Origin of the sequence: Pedobacter sp. (assembly GCF_045628745.1) — a bacterium.
Lineage (GTDB): Bacteria > Bacteroidota > Bacteroidia > Sphingobacteriales > Sphingobacteriaceae > Pedobacter.
In genome coordinates, this window is sequence record NZ_JAZQPU010000373.1 from 28,107 (window position 1) to 49,266 (window position 21,160).

The 21,160-nt window shown below is 40.2% G+C and carries 15 protein-coding genes; 13 read left to right on the forward strand and 2 right to left on the reverse strand.

The genetic code is table 11. The features are described from left to right. The first annotated feature begins 92 nt into the window (after positions 1-92). The 10 genes from ACR2F7_RS13650 (at position 93) to ACR2F7_RS13695 (ending at position 16,123) form a co-directional block, all read left to right on the forward strand. Entirely contained in the window at positions 93-2,543 is a 2,451-nt protein-coding gene (locus tag ACR2F7_RS13650; RefSeq protein WP_432714110.1) for a DUF5686 and carboxypeptidase regulatory-like domain-containing protein, read from the forward strand. Positions 2,544-2,688: 145 nt separating this feature from the next. Then, entirely contained in the window at positions 2,689-3,618 is a 930-nt protein-coding gene (locus tag ACR2F7_RS13655) for a rhodanese-related sulfurtransferase (protein WP_432714111.1), read from the forward strand. Further along, positions 3,618-4,250 carry a helix-turn-helix transcriptional regulator gene (locus ACR2F7_RS13660; RefSeq protein WP_432714112.1) on the forward strand — a complete coding sequence of 211 codons (633 nt, stop codon included), beginning with the start codon at positions 3,618-3,620 and terminating at the stop codon, positions 4,248-4,250. Before ACR2F7_RS13655 ends, ACR2F7_RS13660 begins: the two co-directional genes overlap by 1 nt. Positions 4,251-4,493: 243 nt before the next feature. Then, positions 4,494-7,559: a SusC/RagA family TonB-linked outer membrane protein gene (locus ACR2F7_RS13665; RefSeq protein ID WP_432714113.1), complete on the forward strand. Its 3,066-nt coding sequence runs from the start codon at positions 4,494-4,496 to the stop codon at positions 7,557-7,559. 11 nt (positions 7,560-7,570) lie between these two features. Further along, entirely contained in the window at positions 7,571-9,058 is a 1,488-nt protein-coding gene (locus ACR2F7_RS13670) for a RagB/SusD family nutrient uptake outer membrane protein (RefSeq protein WP_432714114.1), read from the forward strand. A gap of 14 nt (positions 9,059-9,072) precedes the next feature. Next, on the forward strand, positions 9,073-10,431 hold the full coding sequence (locus tag ACR2F7_RS13675) for a glucoamylase family protein (protein WP_432714115.1): 1,359 nt from the start codon (positions 9,073-9,075) through the stop codon (positions 10,429-10,431). 1 nt (position 10,432) lies between these two features. Next, positions 10,433-12,187, forward strand: coding sequence for a family 43 glycosylhydrolase (locus tag ACR2F7_RS13680; protein WP_432714116.1), 1,755 nt, complete (start codon positions 10,433-10,435; stop codon positions 12,185-12,187). Positions 12,188-12,195: 8 nt separating this feature from the next. After that, on the forward strand, positions 12,196-12,855 hold the full coding sequence (locus ACR2F7_RS13685) for a GDSL-type esterase/lipase family protein (RefSeq protein ID WP_432714117.1): 660 nt from the start codon (positions 12,196-12,198) through the stop codon (positions 12,853-12,855). Between the two features lie 42 nt (positions 12,856-12,897). Further along, positions 12,898-15,189 (forward strand): beta-glucosidase BglX, encoded by a 2,292-nt coding sequence (bglX, locus tag ACR2F7_RS13690; protein ID WP_432714118.1) that lies wholly within the window; start codon positions 12,898-12,900, stop codon positions 15,187-15,189. 148 nt (positions 15,190-15,337) lie between these two features. Continuing rightward, a complete protein-coding gene (locus ACR2F7_RS13695) occupies positions 15,338-16,123 on the forward strand; it encodes a prolyl oligopeptidase family serine peptidase (protein ID WP_432714119.1) in 786 nt (261 codons plus the stop codon). On the opposite strand, the gene ACR2F7_RS13700 is transcribed toward ACR2F7_RS13695, so the two are convergent. After that, positions 16,124-16,849: a YebC/PmpR family DNA-binding transcriptional regulator gene (locus tag ACR2F7_RS13700; protein WP_432714120.1), complete on the reverse strand. Its 726-nt coding sequence runs from the start codon at positions 16,847-16,849 to the stop codon at positions 16,124-16,126. It lies immediately after the preceding gene. 18 nt (positions 16,850-16,867) lie between these two features. Continuing rightward, positions 16,868-17,818 (reverse strand): NAD-dependent epimerase/dehydratase family protein, encoded by a 951-nt coding sequence (locus ACR2F7_RS13705; RefSeq protein WP_432714121.1) that lies wholly within the window; start codon positions 17,816-17,818, stop codon positions 16,868-16,870. A 173-nt stretch (positions 17,819-17,991) separates the two neighbouring features. On the opposite strand from ACR2F7_RS13705, the gene ACR2F7_RS13710 reads away from it, so the two are divergent. The 3 genes from ACR2F7_RS13710 to ACR2F7_RS13720 all read left to right on the forward strand — a co-directional run. Next, entirely contained in the window at positions 17,992-18,663 is a 672-nt protein-coding gene (locus ACR2F7_RS13710; protein ID WP_432714122.1) for a gluconate 2-dehydrogenase subunit 3 family protein, read from the forward strand. Between the two features lie 15 nt (positions 18,664-18,678). Further along, complete coding sequence (locus ACR2F7_RS13715; RefSeq protein WP_432714123.1) at positions 18,679-20,382, forward strand: GMC oxidoreductase; 1,704 nt, start codon at positions 18,679-18,681, stop codon at positions 20,380-20,382. Further along, the coding region (locus ACR2F7_RS13720; protein ID WP_432714124.1) for a Gfo/Idh/MocA family protein at positions 20,382-21,160 on the forward strand (779 nt) is incomplete at its 3' end. The genes ACR2F7_RS13715 and ACR2F7_RS13720, both read left to right, overlap by 1 nt.

Below are 21,160 nucleotides of genomic sequence, written 5' to 3' on the forward strand. Positions count from 1 at the left end.
ACCCCATTCTAATTTCTGTGCCCTATAAAACAGCAACATAAAAATACTTTTTAATAAAAAAATTACGTGATATTTATATTTTTAGGTTACCTATGAGAAAGATTTACTTAACGCTTTTTTGCCTCTTTATTGTTTTAAGCAGTGTTTACGCACAAGAATTTACTTTAAGCGGCCACATTAAAGATCAGGAAGGAGAAATTATACCCTTCACTTCTATATACATTAAAAATACGACCAATGGTACGTCTGCAAATATAGATGGTCATTATGTGTTAAAGCTTAAAAAGGGGATTTCTACTGTGGTTTATAAAACAATAGGTTATAAAACTGTTGAGAAAGCAATCGTGATGGAAAGCAACCGTGTACAGAATGTAGTACTGGTGCCTGAAACCTATAACCTGCAAGAAGTAAGTATTAGTGGCAAGGGAAAAAATCTTGCTAATGAAATCATTAGAAATGCTATCCGCAACCGTAAAAAGCATTTGAATGAAGTAAAGGAATTTAGCTGTAATGTTTACATTAAAGGCGTTCAAAAACTTGTAGGCGCTCCAAAAAAGTTTTTCGGCAAAGACATCCAAAAAACCTTAGATCTTGACACCAACAGAAGAGGAATTCTTTACCAGTCAGAATCACAGTCGATTTACAATTGCAAAAGGCCAAATCACATTCATGAGGAGATGATCGCTTCTAAAGTGGCGGGAAGAAACAATGCCTTTAGTTTTAACAAGGCCTCAGATCTGGAGATCAATTTCTATAACAACATTATGCTGGAAAATGTATTGAGTTCCAGGGGTTTCGTATCTCCTATTGCCGATTTCGCCATGTTCTATTATCACTACAAATTATTAGGGGTTACTGTAGAAAATGGGGTAAACATCAATAAGATTCAAGTTACGCCACGCCGTAAGCATGACCCTGCATTTCGTGGCATCATTTATATTGCTGATGAAAGCTGGAGAATTCAAGGCACCGAATTATACCTTACTAAAAATACCGGTATCAACCTTATTGATACGCTGAATATAACACAGCAGTTTATTAAAGTAGACAGCACCTATATGCCGTCAAACATCAACTTTACTTTTAATGGTAACGTCATGGGCTTTAAGTTTGACGGTTACTACCTTGGTGTTTATAATAACTATAACCTGAGGCCAAACTTTCCTGAAAATTATTTTAAAGGAGAGATCTTAAAAATTCCTGAACATGCCAATACTAAAGACAATGCCTATTGGGCTGCTGCCAGACCTATACCGCTGAATGAGGAAGAAAAATCAAATTACACCAGGAAAGACAGCATCGCCAGAAGAAAAGAATCTAAATTTTACCTTGATTCATTAGAGCGGGCGAACAACAAATTTACTACCCCAAAATTTTTATTGACACATTATACTATAAATGACCGGTACAATAAACAATCTTATAAACTTGACCCACTGTTAAAGGCGATATTTTATAATACCGTAGAAGGGTTTGGATTTAGGTATGGCATAACCTATACTAAAGATTTTGAGTACAACAGAAAATATACCATCAGGCCAGAGGTAAGGTACGGATTTGCCAATAAGACCTTAACGGGAAATATAACGGGAAGCTACGATTATGACCCCGTACATAAAGCAAATGTTAACCTGGCTTTTGGTTCAGGCATCTATGATTTGAACCACTACGGCACGATGAATTTATTGTCTAACACATTAAACTCCCTGCTCTTTGAGAGGAATTATCCTAAATTTTATCAGCAGACTTTCCTCAATGGAGGAACATCAAGAGAGCTAGCCAGAGGTTTACAAGGCACAATCTCTTTAGGTTATCACAAAAATAAAAACCTGGTTAACAATTCTTCTTTCAAAATTATCAACAAGAAGGATACAGCATTCACCTCAAACAACCCGTTTACACCATTGGTAGAAACACCTTTATTTCCCACTTACAAAGCTTTAACCGCCACTGTAAATGTGAGCTATACCATAGGACAGAAATACATTACCCGTCCTGATGGAAAAATTTACCAGGAAGTGGAAGCTCCAAAAATCAGTTTGACTTATAAAAAAGGCATCAAAAATGCTTTTGGCAGTGATGTAGATTATGATTTGATTAGTTTGGAAATAGAAAAAGACAGAATTAGCGCAGGACTGTGGGGATACTCTTCCTTTGTTATTGGTGCAGGTAAATTTCTAAATAACAATGTGGTTTATTATCCGGAAAGCAAACATTTCAGGGGAAACAATTCATTAACCTCACTACCAGACATCAGGAAGTTTAGTTTCCTTGATTTTTACCAGTACAGCACCGACAGACACTATATAGAGGCTCATTTGGAGCATAATTTTGCCGGCCTGATCATGAATAAAGTACCTTTAATCCGTAAGCTAAAGCTAGAAGAAGTTTTGGGGGGAAGCTACCTTACGCAGCCCTTAAAAAAGAATTACAAAGAGTTTTATTTTGGCCTGCAGCGATTGATCTTCAGGGCTACTTATGGATTTGCTTATGATGGCAACAAAAAGGTTCAACAGGGTTTCAGGATTTCTTATGGGTTTTAACAGCTAACATCATGCTGTATAGTAAAAAGTTTTTATGTTTATATGACGAGATCTGGGTATACAAATGGCAGAGAGGCTGAACGGGTAAAAGAAAAAAACGTATTTTTGCGGTTATTAAACGCTGTATGCAACGGTATCAATAATTATGAAAAAATTCCAGACTTTACTTTATTACTGCTATAGTCCCATAGCAGAAGCTGAACAATTCGCAGCACAACACCTTATTTTTTGTAAATCACTTGGCTTGGTGGGCCGAATCATTGTTGCCGAAGAGGGCTTAAATGGTACTGTTTCCGGCACAAAAGAAGCTTGTGAGGCTTATATGGCCGCTATTAAAGCAGATGAACGCTTTGCCAAAACTGATTTTAAGATTGATGATGTAGCCGAACCATCTTTTATTAAAATGCACTGTCGTTATAAATCAGAAATTGTACATTCTGGCTTAAGAGACCCCAATATCATTGACCCTAACAGGCAAACAGGGAAACACCTGGAACCTCAGGAATTTCAGAAAATGATTGACCAGGAAGATGTAATTATCCTTGATGTACGTTCAAATTACGAACATAACCTTGGTCATTTTAAAAATGCCATCACTTTAGACATTGAAAACTTCAGGGACTTTCCTGAAAAAATCAATGAGCTTGCTCAATATAAAGACAAGAAAGTACTTACTTACTGTACAGGTGGTATCAAATGTGAGAAAGCCTCTGCTTTGTTGTTACATCATGGCTTCAATGATGTTTACCAGTTACATGGTGGCATTATCAAATATGGTAAAGAAGCCGGAGGCCAGGACTTTGAAGGGAAGTGTTATGTATTCGATAACAGAATTGCCGTGGATGTCAATTCTATAAATCCCACTATAGTTTCCAAATGTTATAACTGTGGAAAAACAACGCCAAAGATGATCAACTGTGCTAACCCGGAATGCAATGAGCATGTTACGCAATGTGATGATTGTGGTGAAGCCTTACTAGGCTGTTGCTCGGAGGCTTGTGTGACCAATCCACGCAGAAGGCCATATGATGGCACAGGTTATTATGTTAAAGTTCCGCAGCCAGTAAATATGTAATGAAACCAATTACCGCTTCCGTTCCAGCTGACGATATTCAACTTATGGGGATGACAATCATCTTCATAACTTTGTTGATTGTTGGAAATAGGCTGTTTGAAAGAAGGTCATTCAGAAATAACTTCAAGCAGGAAAAACACCCCTCCTTATCAGAAAAGCCGATCTCTCCAGATCAGGTTAAAGCACTGCAAACAGAATTGGCAAGTTTAAAAAGAGAACTTGCCAATTCTGCTTTAAGCTTGATTTATAAAAATGAACTGCTGCAAAAGATTAGTATTGAACTAGGGCAACTTAAAGACCTTAATGGCAATCTCTTGCCTGAAGAACGTTATCGAAAGATTTTAAAAATGATTGACGATGCTAGTAATGATGAGCAGGATTGGACCTTGTTTGAGAAAACCTTTAATGAAGCACATGAAAACTTCTTCAAAAAAATCAAACAGCAGCATCCACATCTCGTTCCAAATGATTTAAAACTCTGTGCTTTTCTCCATATGAATATGAGTAGTAAAGAAATAGCTTCTTTACTAAACATCTCACTTCGTGGGGTAGAAATAAGAAGGTACAGGCTGAGAAAAAAACTTCAAGTTCCACACGACCAGAACCTGGTTGCCTTTTTACTGGAGCTATAACGACTACTACATCACTACACTGCTCTTCACTGAACTTCATAATATTTTTATCAGAAAAAATTCCTTTCGCAATTGAAAAGTTTAGGTCAGCATAGTGTTTAAACAGAAAAAGCCTTTCAGGTTTAGATTAGTTTCTAATTATAAAGATTCTGCAATACTGATGTATTAATGTAGTGTTGTAAAATTTGTAATAGCAGATTTTGTAGTGGAAATTTATTATACCATTTACAAAACTGCATGATCATGAAAAGATACTTTACCAAAATTATTTGGGGGACTATTTTAGTTTTGCTAATTGTTGGCACAACCCAGGCACAAGACATTACAATTAATGGATTAGTAACGGATGCCCAGGATAAAACGACCATCCCTGCAGTGAGTATTATTGTAAAGGGTACAACCACAGGCACCCAAACAGACGCGAATGGCAGATATGCTATTAAGGCGCCCGCCAACAGTACCCTAGTATTCACTTTTGTTGGTTATCAGACAAAAGAAGTCCCCGTCAACAACCAAACAACGCTTAATATTTCTTTGTCTGCCACAGCACAACAATTAGAGCAAGTGGTGGTAGTGGGTTACGGTACGCAAAGAAAGATTGATGTTACAGGATCAGTGACCACAATAAAAGGTACAGAAATTTCTAAACAGGCCTCCACAAACCCAGTGAGTGCTTTACAGGGAAAAGTAGCTGGTGTATCTGTCACCAATACGGGTACGCCAGGCTCTTCGCCACAGATCAGGATCAGGGGTCTAGGCACTATTTATGGAAACCAGGCTCCATTATACGTGGTAGATGGGGTTTGGTACAGTGACATTAACTTCCTTAACCCTAATGACATTGAAACGATCAGTATTTTAAAAGATGCTTCAGCACAATCCATTTATGGAATAAGGGCGGCAAATGGAGTTGTACTCATTTCTACAAGAAGAGGACAGATTGCTGCCCCCACAACCATCAATTACGATGCTTATGTGGGCTTTCAAAAGGTTACCAACCAGGTAGACATGGCCAATGCCACAGAATTTGCTACCCTGATCAATGAACTTTATACCACAAATAACCAACCGCCACTATTTGCGAACCCAAGCTCTTTAGGAGAAGGAACCAACTGGTACAAGCAAATCCTCCAGAATGCTTTCGTTACTACACATAATATTTCCATAAATGGTGGAGGGGAAAAATCCAATTATAACGTCTCCTTAGGCTATCTTGATCAGGATGGCATTGTAAAAACAAATAACTTTAAAAGATACACAGCAAGGGTGACTAATGATATACAGGTTTTTAAAGACTTGAAAATTGGTTATAATGTAACTGGTGTAGGGTCAAAATCAAGGGATATTCCTTTGAGCATTTTCCATCAATTGTATACGGCGGCACCTTCTATCCCTGTATTTAATGCAGATGGTAGTTATGGAGACCCCTTTGACCAGAATCTGGGAAACGCAGCCAACTATAACCCCCAGGTTACGATTGATTTTTTCAACCAGAGGTCGCAAAGTTACCGTGCCACAGGTAATGTGTTCGCGGAGTTAAAATTCGCTGACCATTTTACGTTCAGAACAAGTTTTGGTGCTGAATTCGGGCAGGATGAAGCACGAACTTATAGCCCTATTTATGAAGCTACCAACGTACAAAGAAGCTCTACCAGTAAATTGGATTTAAAACGTGTTGAGACCAGAAACTGGATTATTGAAAATACGCTGACTTATCAGAATACCTTCCTGGATAACCATATGATTACGGCATTGATTGGCCAGTCGGCACAAAGCAATAAAAGTTATTCCATTAATGCATCTGCAGATAATGTACCTTTTAACAGTGACGCAGATTTATATTTACGGCTTGGAGATGAAGCCTCCAGATTTGTAAATGACCAAGGCTCGCTGATTAAATTCGCCTCCTATTTTGCCAGGATAAATTATGCTTTCAAAAACAAATATCTTCTAAATACCTCTTTCCGTATAGATGGGGCCTCGCAATTTTTCGGTAATGAAACTTGGGGATATTTCCCTTCCATAGGTGCCGGATGGGTAGTTACTGAAGAAGACTTTATGAAAGACCAGACTTTTTTTAACTCTTTAAAAATTAGAGGTAGCTGGGGAAAGGTGGGTAATGCAAGTGTGCCTATCAATCCTACGCAAGCATTAATTGCCCAGACAGCAGATCTGGCCGCTATTTTTAACGATGTTCTGTATACTGGAGCCAGTGAGAATACACTTGTACCACCTTCCATTGTTTGGGAAAAAGGTATAGGTACTAATATAGGCTTTGAAGCTACCTTTTTGGACAACAAGTTGAGTGTTGAAGGTGATTACTATAACAGAAAAACCTCTCAGGCTATTTTTGCTTTACCCATTCTTGGTTCTTTAGGAACAGTAGACAACCAGATTTTAGGGAACCAGGCAGATATACAAAATAGAGGTGCAGAACTGTCTATAGGTTGGACCTCCGTTCGTGAGGGTGGATTAACTTATCGGATTAGTGGAAATATAGGTTACAACACCAATAAAGTGCTTGATGTAGTCTCTGGAAATACGCCAATTTACGCGGGAAGTACTGGCGTTACCAATGGCTATTTAGCTACAAGGACCATTACTGGTGAACCAATTGGACAATTCTTTGGCTACAGAACAATTGGCATTTTTCAGAACGCTGAAGACATCAGCAACTCCCCTACGCAATCAGATGCCGCTCCAGGAGGTTTTAAATACCAGGACACAAATAATGACGGAACCATTAACTCTTTAGATAAGGTTGTTTTAGGAAATCCAAACCCGAAATTCACCTACGGGATAAATACAAGTTTCGAATATAAAAACTTTGATCTGGCGATAGATTTTCAGGGAGTCGCTGGTGTAGATGTTTATAATTCCAACCTTGCCTACCGCTTTGGCAATGAAAACTATACTAAAGATTTTTATGACAACCGCTGGCATGGCGAGGGCACTTCTAATACCTACCCTTCTGCTAATATTGGCTCCTCTGCCAACTCTACACCTAATTCATTCTACGTTTCCAGTGGATCTTATTTTAGGGTCAGGAATTTTCAAGTGGGTTACAATATTCCTACAGGATTATTAGAAAGATGGAAAATCAAAAAGATCCGGGTATACGTGAATGCGCAAAATGCAATTAACCTCTTTAGTTATAAAGGATTCAGTCCGGAAGTTGGTCCAGTACCTGTTGATCCTGCGGAGAAAATTACAACAGCAGTATCTAACACCACCTTGAATGGAGGTATGGATGCCAATGTATACCCTTTGTATGCCACTTATAACTTCGGCATCAATGTCACTTTTTAACTTTTAAAGCTATGAAAAACAACTATTTAAAATATAGAGGATTTCGATTAATGCGCATCTGCATGTTAATTTTCCTGGTAGGGATCACTTCCTGTAAAAAGAGCTTTTTAGATGTGCCAGAACAAGGTCGTCAAAATTCGGATGTGTTCTGGCTTACAGCAGAGGATGCAGCAAAAGGTGTAAATGCCATTTATGGTAATTTGCGTTCATGGGAAAACACCGCTTTTCCAGCCATTGCCATTGAGAGTATGGGCTCTGATGATGCCGAAAAAGGAAGTAGTCCTACCGATGCTACATTTTTCCTTGACTTTGACCAGTTTAAAATTGACCCTGCACAAGGCAATATTTCTGGATTTTGGAATGGCCAATACAGAAATATTAATTATGCTAACCAGGTTTTAGACAATGTACCAACTATTACGATGGATGAGGACTTAAAGGCCCGCTACCTGGGGGAAGCTAAATTTGTAAGAGCATTTTCTTACTTCAGATTGGTGCGTGCTTTTGGCAGAGTACCTTTGCGCTTACATGCACCGGAAGATATTACAGAATATAATATTCCTCAAGCCAGTACAGAAGAAGTTTATGCGCAAATTGAAACAGACCTTACAGATGCGGCAGCCGTTTTACCACAGACCTATCCAGCGGCAGACAAAGGCAGGGCAACCAAAGGTGCAGCCTTAACTTTACATGCAAAGGTTGCCATGTATTTAAAAAAATGGAATGACGTATTGAATTACACCAATACGGTGATGGGAATGGGATATGGTTTATTACCTGACTTTGAAAAAGTGTTCCGTCTGGAGAATGAAAACAGCATTGAGTCTGTCTTTGAAATACAGGCAGCCCTGGTTCCGGGAAATACAGCAGCTTCAAATTCACAATATTCACAAGTTCAAGGGGTACGTGGATCACCAGGTGGTGGCTGGGGTTTTAATGTTCCTACTGCAGATTTAGCCGCAGCCTTTGAACCTGGTGACCCTAGAAGAGATGCTACCATTTTATTTAGAGGAGAAACTACACCAGAGGGAGATTTGATTCCACCAGTTGGTGATAACCCCATGTACAACCAAAAGTCATACGTCCCATTTTCTTTATGGGTAGATCGTTTCAACGAAGGGGCACAACAAAACGTACGTATACTACGGTATTCTGACGTTTTATTAATGAACGCAGAAGCAGCTAATGAATTGGGAAATTCAGGTCAAGCCCTATCTTCTCTGGAACAGGTGAGAGCAAGAGCCCGACAAGGCAATGCCAACATTTTACCACAGGTAACTACAACAGATCAGGCTACCTTAAGACAGGCGATCTACAGAGAAAGAAGGTATGAGTTTGCCATGGAATTTGATCGATATTTTGATGTTATCCGCCAGGGAAGAGGCGAGGAAGTATTCGGCCCTAAAGGCTGGAGGGCCAACAGAAACGAAGTTTGGCCTATTCCTCAAACTGAAATTGACCTTAGCGGTGGCGTGTTGACACAAAATCCCGGATATTAATTTAATCCATTGATATGATACAGCAGAAATGGTTGCCTCTATTTATTTTGATTTCCGCTTTACTGTTATGCTTATTTACAGCCAGCGGACAAAGCGCCAAGGGCACCCGCATACCTGCTGAGTTGAAGATCAGAAAAAACCTTAGCGACGAGCAGTTACTTGACCTGTTACAAAAGCAAACATTCCGCTATTTCTGGGATTATGCACATCCTGTGAGTGGCATGGCAAGGGAACGCAGCAACAAGTCTTTTGATTATGGTGCCGAGGTTGTAACCATTGGAGGTACTGGATTTGGTATCATGGCCATTATTGTTGCTGCGGAAAGAAAGTTTATCAGCCGGGCAGATGCAGCCCTGCGCACTAAGAAAATTGTAGACTTCTTATGGAAAGCAGATTTATTCCATGGTGCCTTTCCACATTGGCTGAATGGTGAAACCGGCAAAGTCATCCGTTTCAGCTTAAAGGATGATGGTGCAGATATAGTGGAAACGGCCTTTTTATTCCAGGGGCTTTTAACGGCTCGGCAATATTATACTGCTGACAACGAAACAGAAAAAGCGATCAGGAATAAAATAACCTGGTTATGGGAAAGCATAGAATGGAACTGGTTTACCCAAAATAAAGATGTTTTATATTGGCATTGGAGTCCGAATAATGACTGGAGCATGAACCACCCCATTAGGGGATGGAATGAATGTTTAATCACTTATGTATTGGCAGCTTCCTCTCCCCGGTTTGGCATCGACAAAAGAGTTTATACGCAGGGCTGGGCAAATAGTGAGAATTTCCGCAATGGACGCAAGTATAATGGCATTACCTTGCCCCTGGGTTTTAATTTTGGTGGCCCCCTGTTTTTCGCTCACTATTCTTTTTTAGGACTTGACCCACGGGGATTGAAAGATCAGTATGCAAACTATTTTGAACAGAATAAAGCACATACGTTAATTAACAGGGCTTACTGTATTGAAAATCCAAAGAAGTATAAGGGTTATGGCGCTAATTGCTGGGGCTTAACGGCAAGTGATAGCTGGCAAGGCTATGCAGCCCACTCACCTGAAGAAGATTTAGGTGTTATTAGTCCTACTGCAGCCCTCTCTTCCTTTCCTTATACCCCAGAATTCTCAATGCAGGCTTTAAGACATTTTTATGAAGATAAAGGCAATCAAATATGGACAGAATATGGTTTTGCCGATGCTTTTAGCGATCAGCACAATTGGGTAGCCAAATCTCACCTTGCCATTGACCAGGGGCCCATTATTGTGATGATTGAAAACTACCGCAGCGCTTTGTTATGGAAACTTTTTATGAGCATACCTGAAGTACAAAAAGGTCTAAAAAAGCTTGGCTTCAGCAGTCCTGCTATACCGCAATAAGATGTTAAGGCAACTTCTCCATATGGTATTTACGGCTCTGGCAGTTGCACTGGGATCTGTAGGGTATGCCCAGCACAAAGAACTTACTTATTGTAACCCCATCAACCTTGATTATGGCTACACCCCTATTCCGAATTTTGCGGAGCAGGGTAAACACCGGGCAACGGCAGATCCGGTGATCGTCACTTATAAAGGTGACTATTACCTGTTTTCGACTAACCAATGGGGTTATTGGTGGAGCAAGGACCTGTATCACTGGAATTTCATCTCTAAATCTTTCCTCCGTCCGGAGCATAAAGTGTATGACGATTTATGTGCGCCCTCTGTGTGGGTACAAGGAGATACAATGCTTGTTTTTGGTTCTACCTATTCCAGAAATTTCCCTATTTGGCAAAGTACCAATCCAAAAGCTAATGAATGGAAAGAAGCGGTACATGAATTTGATATAGGTGGATGGGATCCTGCCCATTTTATTGATGAGGATGGAAAGTTATATATGTATAATGGCAGCAGCAATGTTTATCCTTTGTATGGTATAGAACTAAACAGGAAAACTTTCGCCCCAATAGGCACAAGGAAAGAATTGTTGTTGTTAAATCCAGATAGGTTTGGCTGGCAGCGTTTTGGAGAATACCTTGACAACACTTTTCTAGATCCTTTTACCGAAGGTGCCTGGATGAATAAACATAAAGGGAAGTATTTCTTCCAGTTTGGTGCGCCTGCTACAGAATTTAGTGGTTATGCAGATGGTGTTGCTGTAGGAAAATCACCTCTGGGCCCTTTTGAACAACAATCACTCCCTTTCTCTTATAAACCTGGTGGTTTTGTCCGCGGTGCCGGTCATGGAGCAACTTTTCAGGATCTATGGGGAAATTACTGGCATGTAGCAACAATGGTGATCTCTGTGAAGAACAACTTTGAAAGAAGACTAGGTATGTGGCCTGCGGGCTTTGACAAAGATAATGTAATGTATATGGACGCTGCTTTCGGCGATTATCCTCACTATCTACCTCAACGGGCGACTAATCATTTAAAAAGTGGCTTTACAGGTTGGATGTTACTCAACTATCATAAACCGGTGATGGTTTCCTCCACCTTAGGAGGCTACCATGCCAACAATGCCGTAGATGAAGACATTAAAACCTATTGGTCTGCGGCGACCAGTCAAAAAGGAGAGTGGCTGCAAACAGACCTCGGCACTATATCTACCGTAAGAGCCATACAGCTCAACTATGCTGATCAGGATGTTACCTTTTTAGGGAAACAGCAAGGTATCTATCATCAATATAAATTATGGCTTTCTATAGACGGCGAAAACTGGAAGCTGTTAGTGGATAAGAGTACAAATAAGCAGGATGTACCCCACGATTACATAGAACTGGATGAACCCATTAAGGCAAGGTGGCTGAAACTGGAGAATATTCATATGCCTACCGGCAAGTTTGCCATCAGTGGCTTTAGGGTTTTTGGTAACAGTGACATTCCAAAACCTTTAAAAGTTAAAAACTTAACCATTCTGCGTACGGAGAAAGATAAAAGAAGTGCATGGATAAAGTGGGATAATGTTGACAATGCTTATGCATATCACCTATATTTGGGCATCGATCCTCAGAAACTCTATAATAGCATTATGGTTTATAACAGCAATGAATATTGGTACAAGGGGATGGATAAAGAAAAACCCTATTATTTTTGCATAGTGGCCATCAATGAAAATGGCGCTTCAGAACGTTCTGAAATCATCAAGGTAAACTAAATATATCTATGAAAAGACACACTTACTATTTATCCATCGTTTTCGTTATACTATGGAGTACGGCATCCTTTGCACAAACAAAACCTGCTTTCTGGAATGATATTCAGAAATTCAAAAAGCAAGACAGTATAGCCATGCCCCCAAAAAACGGTGTGTTATTTGTTGGCAGTTCCTCCTTTACTTTTTGGAAAGACCTTGAAACCGTCTTTAAAGAATATAATGCCATCAACAGGGGTTTTGGTGGATCTACGCTGGCCCAGGCCAATTATTATATTGCAGACCTTGTTTACCCTTACCAACCTAAACAGGTGGTTATCTATAGTGGCGAAAATGATATCGCCATGGGAACTACTGCCCTTGAAACTTTAAGCCGCTTCGCCACCTTTTTCACTAATATCAGAAATAAGTTCCCAGCAATTCCTGTGCTCTATGTTTCGATGAAAAATAGCCCTTCCAGAACAAAATATGCAGAAACAATGACGTATGCCAATACGTTAATTAAAGAATTTCTAACACATTACAGCCATACCAACTTTGTTGATGTAAACAGTAAAATGCTGAAGAACAATCAACTCCGACCAGAGCTTTTCCAGGATGACATGTTACATATGAAACCTGATGGTTACGCCATCTGGATAAAAGAAATAAAGCCTTACCTCCTCAAATAGGTAAATATTCTGGGAAGGAGAGCCAGACTTAAATGATCCGACATGAAAACAACATCTTTATGGTTTGTCCTTGCACTTTTTAGCGCAAGCAACCTTTCGGCACAGTCTTCAAAACCTGCAGCAGACACTGTAGAGATGAATAAATTCATTAATCAATTGCTGTCGAAAATGACAGTAGCGGAGAAAGTTGGGCAGCTTAACCTCCCTTCTGTTGGCTTTGATGTTACAGGTCCCATTTTAAGCGAGGGTGTAGATCAGAAAATAAAAGAAGGTTTAGTGGGTGGAGTTTTCAATACGTACACCCCTTCGGCAGTGAAAAAGCTGCAGGACCTGGCCATGCAGTCCTCCCGTTTAAAAATTCCTTTGTTGTTTGGCTATGATGTAATCCATGGCCATAAAACCATATTCCCTATTCCACTGGGGTTAAGTAGCAGCTGGGATATGGAACTGATCGAGAAAAGTGCCCGTATTGCCGCTAAAGAAGCAAGTGCAGATGGGTTGAGCTGGACATTTTCACCCATGGTAGATATTGCGCGGGATCCCCGATGGGGACGCATAGCGGAGGGTGCTGGTGAAGATCCTTTTCTAGGTTCTGCAATTGCCAAGGCAATGGTAAAAGGTTACCAAACCAATTCATTAGCTAACAAAGATGCCATTCTTGCCTGTGTAAAACATTTTGCGCTGTACGGTGCTGCAGAAGCCGGCAGAGACTATAATACCACCGACATGAGCCTGAACAGGATGTATAATGAATATTTCCCTCCTTATAAAGCAGCAGTGGAGGCAGGTGCAGGCTCAGTGATGGCTGCTTTTAATGATGTCAACGGCATTCCTGCAACAGCAAACAAATGGCTAATGACTACGGTATTGCGCAATCAATGGGCTTTCGATGGTTTTGTGGTTACCGATTATACCGGAATCCCAGAGATGATTGCCCATGGCCTGGGTGATTTAAAAACAGTGAGCACCCTGGCACTGAATGCCGGTGTAGACATGGATATGGTGGGAGAAGGTTTTTTAAAGACTACTCAACAAGCACTGGCAGATCAATCTGTAAGCATGAATACGCTCAACAGCGCATGCCGACGTATTTTACAAGCAAAATATAAATTAGGTCTTTTTGCAGACCCTTATAAATATGTCAGTGAAAAACGTGCCCGGGAGGATATTCTAACTCCGGGTAATAGGGCCGATGCACGGTTAATAGCTCAAGCGTCTATGGTCTTATTAAAAAACAACAGGTCTGTTCTACCCTTGAAAAAGAATGCTAAGATTGCTTTAATTGGTCCCCTGGCTGATCGAAAAAGAGATTTGATAGGAAATTGGAGTGCTGCGGGTGATTGGAAACAAGCCGTAACTGTTTTGGAAGGGCTAAAAAGTGTGGCACCTGAAATGGAAATTACCTATGCTAAAGGCGCCAATCTAGTAGACAATCCCGAATTATTGAAACAGCTCAACCATAATGGTGCAGAGATTGTTGCCGATCAAAAAAGTCCTGCTCAACTCCTTGAGGAAGCAGTTAAGGTGACTAAAAATGCTGATGTAGCGGTGTTAGTTTTAGGTGAAAGTGCCATCATGGGTGGAGAAGCCACCAGCCTTACCCAACTGGATTTGTTGCCACAACAAAAAGCCCTGTTAAAAGCAGTTGTTAATACGGGAAAACCTGTAGTATTGGTATTGATGAACAGTCGCCCGATGACATTAGTCTGGGAAGAAGAAAATGTGACCGCTATCCTGGAAACATGGTTTGCCGGTACAGAAGCAGGAAATGCTATTGCGGATGTATTAATAGGGAACTATAACCCTTCAGGGAAACTCACAACCACCTTTCCACGTAATGTGGGGCAGATACCACTGTATTACAACCATAAAAGCACAGGCCGCCCCTATGCGGGAGATTTTCTTGATAAATATAAATCACGCTACCTTGATAGTCCGAATGAGCCCTTATACCCTTTTGGCTATGGCCTCAGTTATACCACTTTCAGCTACCAACCCATCAAATTGAGTGCTAACAGGCTGAAGAATGGTGGTCAAATCACAGCCAGTGTTGCTGTAAAAAACACAGGAAAATATGATGGACATGAAGTAGTGCAGCTTTATATACAGGACATTTATGGTTCTATTACACGCCCAGTCAAAGAGCTTAAAGGTTTCAAAAAGATCTTTTTAAAGAAAGGGGAAATAAAGACGATTGATTTTAACATAGGTACGGAAGACTTGAAATTTTATAATGCGGCACTAGAATTTGGTGCAGAACCCGGAGACTTTAAAATTTATATAGGTTCCAACTCCAGGGATGTGGCAGAAACAAAATTTACACTTGTGAAATAATAAAACAAAATAATTATAAATTAGGTGAATTCTAAGAAAAATCAAAAAAGGTTATTTATTTTAGAATTATAAACCAAACAAAGAACACGTATACAGCTCCATTAATGTTCCTCATAGCTCCGTTACTTTAAAATTATAAATACCCCCAATGAAAACAGCGCACTTTATTTTAATATTTCTGATGATCCTGAGTGGGTCGAAAGTCAAAAGCCAGGATTTCAGCAAATACGATAAGGGCAGCTTTATAAAAGGGAAAGATAAAATTTCATACCGGGTACTGTGGCCAGAAAATTTCGATCAGCATAAGAAGTATCCTATTGTGTTCTTTCTGCACGGCAGTGGAGAACGTGGCGATGGAAACCAGGAACAACTGGCACATGGCGGGGTCTTTTTTCTTCGACAGGAGGTGAGAAAGAAGTTTCCAGCGATTATAGTGTTCCCACAATGCCCTAAAAACGACTATTGGTCTAACGTTAAAATTAATTCTGCAGAGCAGGGAAAGAAACGCTTTGACTTCCAAAAGCGCGGGAAGCCTACACAGGCACAGCATGCTTTAATCAGTATGATAAATGATTTTTTGGACAAACCATATGTTGAAAAAAAGCAGGTATATGTTGGTGGTTTATCCATGGGGGCAATGGGGACCTTTGAACTGCTGAGGCGCAAGCACAATACATTTGCCGCAGCGTTTAGCATTTGCGGAGGAGATAACATTGCAAATGTAAAGAAATATAAGAATACCCCTCTATGGCTATTCCACGGTGGTAAAGACGATGTGGTCAGCTTTGAATATTCCAAGCAAATTGCCGATCAGCTGAAGATTATTGGCAAGGAGGTTAAGTATACGCTTTATCCTGATGCCAACCACAATAGTTGGGATTCAGCTTTCGCTGAACCACAATTATTGCCCTGGTTATTTTCACATCAGAAGTAATTACTCTTCCATGTTATGATATACAGCCTGTACATCATCATCTTCTTCTAATTTATCAATTAGCTTAAACACATCTAAAGCTTGTTCTTCTGTCACTGCGATAGTAGATAAAGCTATACGTTCTAATTTTGCACTTTTCAACTCTACACCTAATTCTTCCAGTGCTTTTTGCATTTTACCGAAATCTTCAAAGGCCGTTTGTACCACAGCGACGTCGTTTCCTTCCTCATCTGCCTCTACATATAATTCCTCTAAACCAGCATCAATCAATTCAAATTCCAGCTCCTCAAGGTCCTTTTCTCCAGGTAAAAACCTAAAGATAGACTTGCGGTTGAAAATAAAATCTAAGGATCCTGTTTTCCCTAAAGTACCGCCTGTTTTATTGAAGTAGCTGCGCACATTAGCAACCGTTCTGTTGGTATTATCAGTAGCCGTCTCAATTAAAATGGCAACGCCATGTTGTGCATATCCCTCATAGACAAACTCTTCGTAACCGTTTTCATCTTTGTTAGAGGCTCTTTTAATCGCTGCATCTACCGTATGCTTTGGCATATTTACAGCCTTGGAATTCTGAATAGCGGTACGTAACCGTGAATTGGTTTCAGGATTCGGACCATTATCTTTTACCGCCATTACAATCTCTTTACCTATACGGGTAAATTGAACGGCCATTTTTGCCCAACGTTTAAATTTTCTTTCTTTTCTAAACTCGAATGCTCTTCCCATAGTGGTGATAAGTTTTATTTACTTATTATTTTTTAAGTTTTGCAACATGTCTTCGGTCATTTTTGCCAGATCAAACGCTGGTTTCCAACCCCAATCTTTTGCCGCAAAGCTATCATTTATAGATTTAGGCCAACTATTTGCGATCAGTTGGCGCGGATCATTTTCAGTGTAAGTTAATTTAAATTCCGGTATATATTTCCTGATTTCTGCTGCTAAAACTTCTGGTGTAAAGCTCACGCCTGCAAAATTATAACTAGAACGAATACTGATTTTACTGGCTTCAGCATCCATCAGGGCAATAGTTCCGCGAATAGCATCATCCATGTACATCATAGGCAATTCAGTTTCTGCCGATAAAAATGAAGCATAACTACCTTTTTTTAACGCTTCATGAAAGATGTGAATGGCATAGTCTGTAGTACCACCACCTGGGGCAGCTTTCCAACTGATTAGTCCGGGGTAACGGATACTCCGCACATCTAAACCGAATTTCTGATGATAATATTCACACCACCTTTCACCTGCAAGTTTACTGATTCCATACACAGTATTAGGATCCATTACACAAGACTGTGGTGTATCCACCTTTGGTGATCCTGGACCAAAAACAGCTATAGAGCTTGGCCAGTACACTTTTGCCGTTTTGTAAATTAACGCTAAATCCAGAATATTTAACAGGCCGTTCATATTTAGATCCCATGCCAGTTTAGGGTTTTGTTCCCCTGTTGCAGATAATAAAGCGGCAAGCAAATACACCTGCGTAGGCTTATACTTCTGAAATAAACCGTTTAAAGTATCTTTCTCCAGCACATTTACAAATTCAAAAGGTCCGGAATTCTTGATATCATAATCAGGCCTCCGTATATCACAGGCAATTACATTATTTTCACCATAGCTTCTTCTTAAAGCAGTAACTAACTCTGTACCAATCTGTCCGTTAGAACCTAGTACAATTATTCTCTCACCCATTCAAAATATGTTTGCGCAAAGGTAAAAATTTGAAGGATATTTTATTCAGGTAACAAAATGAATATAAACAGAAATCATTTTATTGAAATAATGCACATTGCGTTGTCTTTTTGTTATTTTAGATGATTAAAATTCGAAACAAAAACCTAAATAAAAACCAAAGATAAATTATTATGGATAGAAGAGATGCAGTGAAAAGTGTTGCTTTCTTATTAGGAGGAGCACTATCTGCCACCACCATTGGTGTATTTCTGGAAGGTTGCGGTCCCTCAGGAAACAAAGACAATGCAGACTTATTCTCCGCAGATCAGAAATTATTAATCACAGAAATTGCCGACATCATAATTCCAACAACCAGCACACCAGGCGCTAAAGCGGCAGGCGTAGGAGAATGGATTCCAATGATGGTTAAAGATTGTTATCCTGAAGATGCTCAAAAAGTGTTTGTAAAGGGTTTGGAGGATCTTGAAGAAAAGTCTAAAAAGGAATTTGGCAACTCATTTTTGAAAATTTCAGTAAAAGAGAGAGAACAATTGTTAGGCAAATTAAGGGATGAAGCCGTTGCCGAGAAAAAGAAAGAAAAAGACAAAAGTGAAGAAGAAAGAATAGCCGCCGAAAATAAAATCGTTAAAAAATCGGAAAAAGAAGAAGCCGGCAAACCTATGAATGCAAAACAAACGCCTCCTGGAAAGCCATTATTTTTTGCCATTATGCGTGATTTAACTTTACTAGGCTATTTCACCTCTGAAATTGGGGCTACACAGGCCTATACATATGTTGACATTCCTGGCCGTTATGATGGCTGTGTAGATTTAAAACCAGGTCAAAAAGTTTGGGCTTCCTAAAAAAGAAAAAGAACCATGAGTAATTTAAATACAAAAGCTACAGCACAGAACACTTATGACGCCATTGTTGTCGGATCAGGCATCAGTGGTGGATGGGCAGCAAAAGAGCTTACCGAAAAAGGTCTAAAAGTTTTAATGCTGGAAAGAGGCAGAAACATTGAACATATAAAAGACTATACCACGGCAATGAAAAAGCCATGGGAATTTGAGCATCGGGGTCGTTTAACCGAAGAGCAAAAGAAAACTCACCCTGTTCAAAAAAGAGATTACCCCTATCAGGAGTACAACGAAAGCTTCTGGGTAAATGACCTTGAATGCCCTTATACAGAAGTTAAGCGTTTTGACTGGTACCGTGGTTTCCATGTAGGTGGTAAATCACTGATGTGGGGCCGTCAAAGTTACCGCTTAAGCGATTTAAATTTTGAAGAAAACGCTAAAGATGGTCACGGAAATGATTGGCCTATTCGTACTAAGGATATCGCCCCATGGTATGATTACGTAGAAAAGTTTGCCGGTATCAGTGGGCAGGCGGAAAATTTCCCACATTTTCCTGATGGGCAGTTTCTTCCTCCTATGGAAATGAACTGTGTGGAAAAATCCATGAAGAAACGTGTTGAAGATAACTGGAAGAAATCCAGGATCATGACTATCGGCCGTGTAGCTAACTTAACAGTGGAACATGGCGGCCGTGGTAAATGTCAATACCGTAATTTATGTAGCAGAGGCTGTCCTTTTGGTGCATATTTCAGCACCCAGTCCTCTACCCTTCCGGCAGCAATGGCTACTGGTAATTTAACTGTACGTCCTTTCTCTTTAGTGAACCAGATTTTATATGATAAGGAAACACAAAAAGCGACCGGTGTATTAGTCATCGATTCAGAAACTAATGAAAACATAGAATACTATGCTAAAATAGTGTTCGTTAATGGTTCAACCTTAGGTTCAACTTTCTTGTTGTTAAACTCTACTTCAGCGGAGTTCCCTGATGGCTTAGGTAATGGCAGCGGTCAGCTTGGCCACAACCTGATGGATCACCATTTCCGTTGTGGTGCTTCAGGAAGAGCAGAAGGCTTTGACGATAAATACACTTATGGCAGACGTGCAAATGGGATTTATATCCCAAGGTACAGAAACATTGGCAATGATAAACGTGATTATGTAAGAGGCTTTGGTTACCAGGGTAGCGCTACACGCGGCAACTGGCATGCTGATGTAGCTGAAATGGCTTTCGGTGGTGAGTTTAAAGATCAAATGACTACTCCGGGTGCATGGAACATGGGACTTGGAGGTTTTGGTGAGTCTTTACCTTATTTTGAAAACCGCGTCTACATTGATAAAACTAAAAAAGATAAATGGGGACAGCACGTTTTAGCCATTGATTGTGAATTTAAAGAAAATGAGCAAAAAATGCGCGTAGACATGATGAACGATGCCGCTGAAATGTTAGAAATTGCTGGAATGAAGGACATTAAGGTTTACGACAATGGTTCTACTCCCGGCATGGCCATTCATGAAATGGGTACAGCAAGAATGGGTAATGACCCTAAAAACTCCGTTTTGAATAAATGGAACCAGATGCATGAAGTGAAAAATGTATTTGTAACAGATGGCTCTTGTATGCCTTCAGCGGCGTGTCAGAATCCTTCCTTAACCTATATGGCTTTAACGGCAAGAGCAGTTGATTTTGCTGTGAGTGAGTTAAAAAAACACAACATCTAATGGCTGCAGGAAAGATAAGAATGGGGATGATCGGTGGAGGCAAAAATGCCTTCATCGGTGCCGTTCACCGCATTGCCGCTAATATGGACGGACTGATTGAACTCAGCTGTGCCGCACTAAGTTCTAATCCGGAGACGGCTAAAGCTTCTGGCAGGGAATTATTTATTCCTGAAGATAGAAATTACGGCAGTTATAAAGAGATGGTTGAGGCAGAGCAACAGCTTCCTGCAGCACAACGCATGCAGTTTGTAAGCATTGTTACACCTAATTTCGCTCATTTTGAACCGGCCATGATGGCACTTGACCATGGCTTTCATGTTGTTATCGATAAGCCAATTGCATTAACGCTGGAAGAGGCAAAATTGCTTGAAGCAAAAGTGCAGGAAACGGGCTTATTATTGTGTTTAACCCATACTTACTCGGGCTATCCGATGGTTAAACAAGCCCGTCAGATGGTTAAAGAAGGAAAGTTCGGACAAATAAGAAAAGTGTGTGTGGAATATCCACAGGGCTGGCTAAGTCAACCTTCTGAAAGAGAAGGTAACCAGCAGGCTGCATGGCGTACTGACCCATCCAAAAGTGGTATAAGTGGTTGCATGGGCGACATAGGCACACATGCCGCACACCTTGCAGAATACATCGCAGATCTGGAGATCACTCAAATATGTGCCGACCTTAATCGCGTTGTTGAGGGCAGGTTATTAGACGATGATGGCAATGTATTACTCAAGTTTAATAACGGTGCCAATGGCTTATTAATGGCCTCACAAATTGCTGC

What these genes read in the sequence shown, in the direction of transcription:
- ACR2F7_RS13650 (WP_432714110.1), top strand. Translation starts at nt 93, where the DNA reads ATGAGAAAGATTTACTTAACGCTTTTTTGCCTCTTTATTGTTTTAAGC.
- ACR2F7_RS13655 (WP_432714111.1), top strand. Translation starts at nt 2,689, where the DNA reads ATGAAAAAATTCCAGACTTTACTTTATTACTGCTATAGTCCCATAGCA.
- ACR2F7_RS13660 (WP_432714112.1), top strand. Translation starts at nt 3,618, where the DNA reads ATGAAACCAATTACCGCTTCCGTTCCAGCTGACGATATTCAACTTATG.
- ACR2F7_RS13665 (WP_432714113.1), top strand. Translation starts at nt 4,494, where the DNA reads ATGAAAAGATACTTTACCAAAATTATTTGGGGGACTATTTTAGTTTTG.
- ACR2F7_RS13670 (WP_432714114.1), top strand. Translation starts at nt 7,571, where the DNA reads ATGAAAAACAACTATTTAAAATATAGAGGATTTCGATTAATGCGCATC.
- ACR2F7_RS13675 (WP_432714115.1), top strand. Translation starts at nt 9,073, where the DNA reads ATGATACAGCAGAAATGGTTGCCTCTATTTATTTTGATTTCCGCTTTA.
- ACR2F7_RS13680 (WP_432714116.1), top strand. Translation starts at nt 10,433, where the DNA reads ATGTTAAGGCAACTTCTCCATATGGTATTTACGGCTCTGGCAGTTGCA.
- ACR2F7_RS13685 (WP_432714117.1), top strand. Translation starts at nt 12,196, where the DNA reads ATGAAAAGACACACTTACTATTTATCCATCGTTTTCGTTATACTATGG.
- bglX (WP_432714118.1), top strand. Translation starts at nt 12,898, where the DNA reads ATGAAAACAACATCTTTATGGTTTGTCCTTGCACTTTTTAGCGCAAGC.
- ACR2F7_RS13695 (WP_432714119.1), top strand. Translation starts at nt 15,338, where the DNA reads ATGAAAACAGCGCACTTTATTTTAATATTTCTGATGATCCTGAGTGGG.
- ACR2F7_RS13700 (WP_432714120.1), bottom strand. Translation starts at nt 16,849, where the DNA reads ATGGGAAGAGCATTCGAGTTTAGAAAAGAAAGAAAATTTAAACGTTGG.
- ACR2F7_RS13705 (WP_432714121.1), bottom strand. Translation starts at nt 17,818, where the DNA reads ATGGGTGAGAGAATAATTGTACTAGGTTCTAACGGACAGATTGGTACA.
- ACR2F7_RS13710 (WP_432714122.1), top strand. Translation starts at nt 17,992, where the DNA reads ATGGATAGAAGAGATGCAGTGAAAAGTGTTGCTTTCTTATTAGGAGGA.
- ACR2F7_RS13715 (WP_432714123.1), top strand. Translation starts at nt 18,679, where the DNA reads ATGAGTAATTTAAATACAAAAGCTACAGCACAGAACACTTATGACGCC.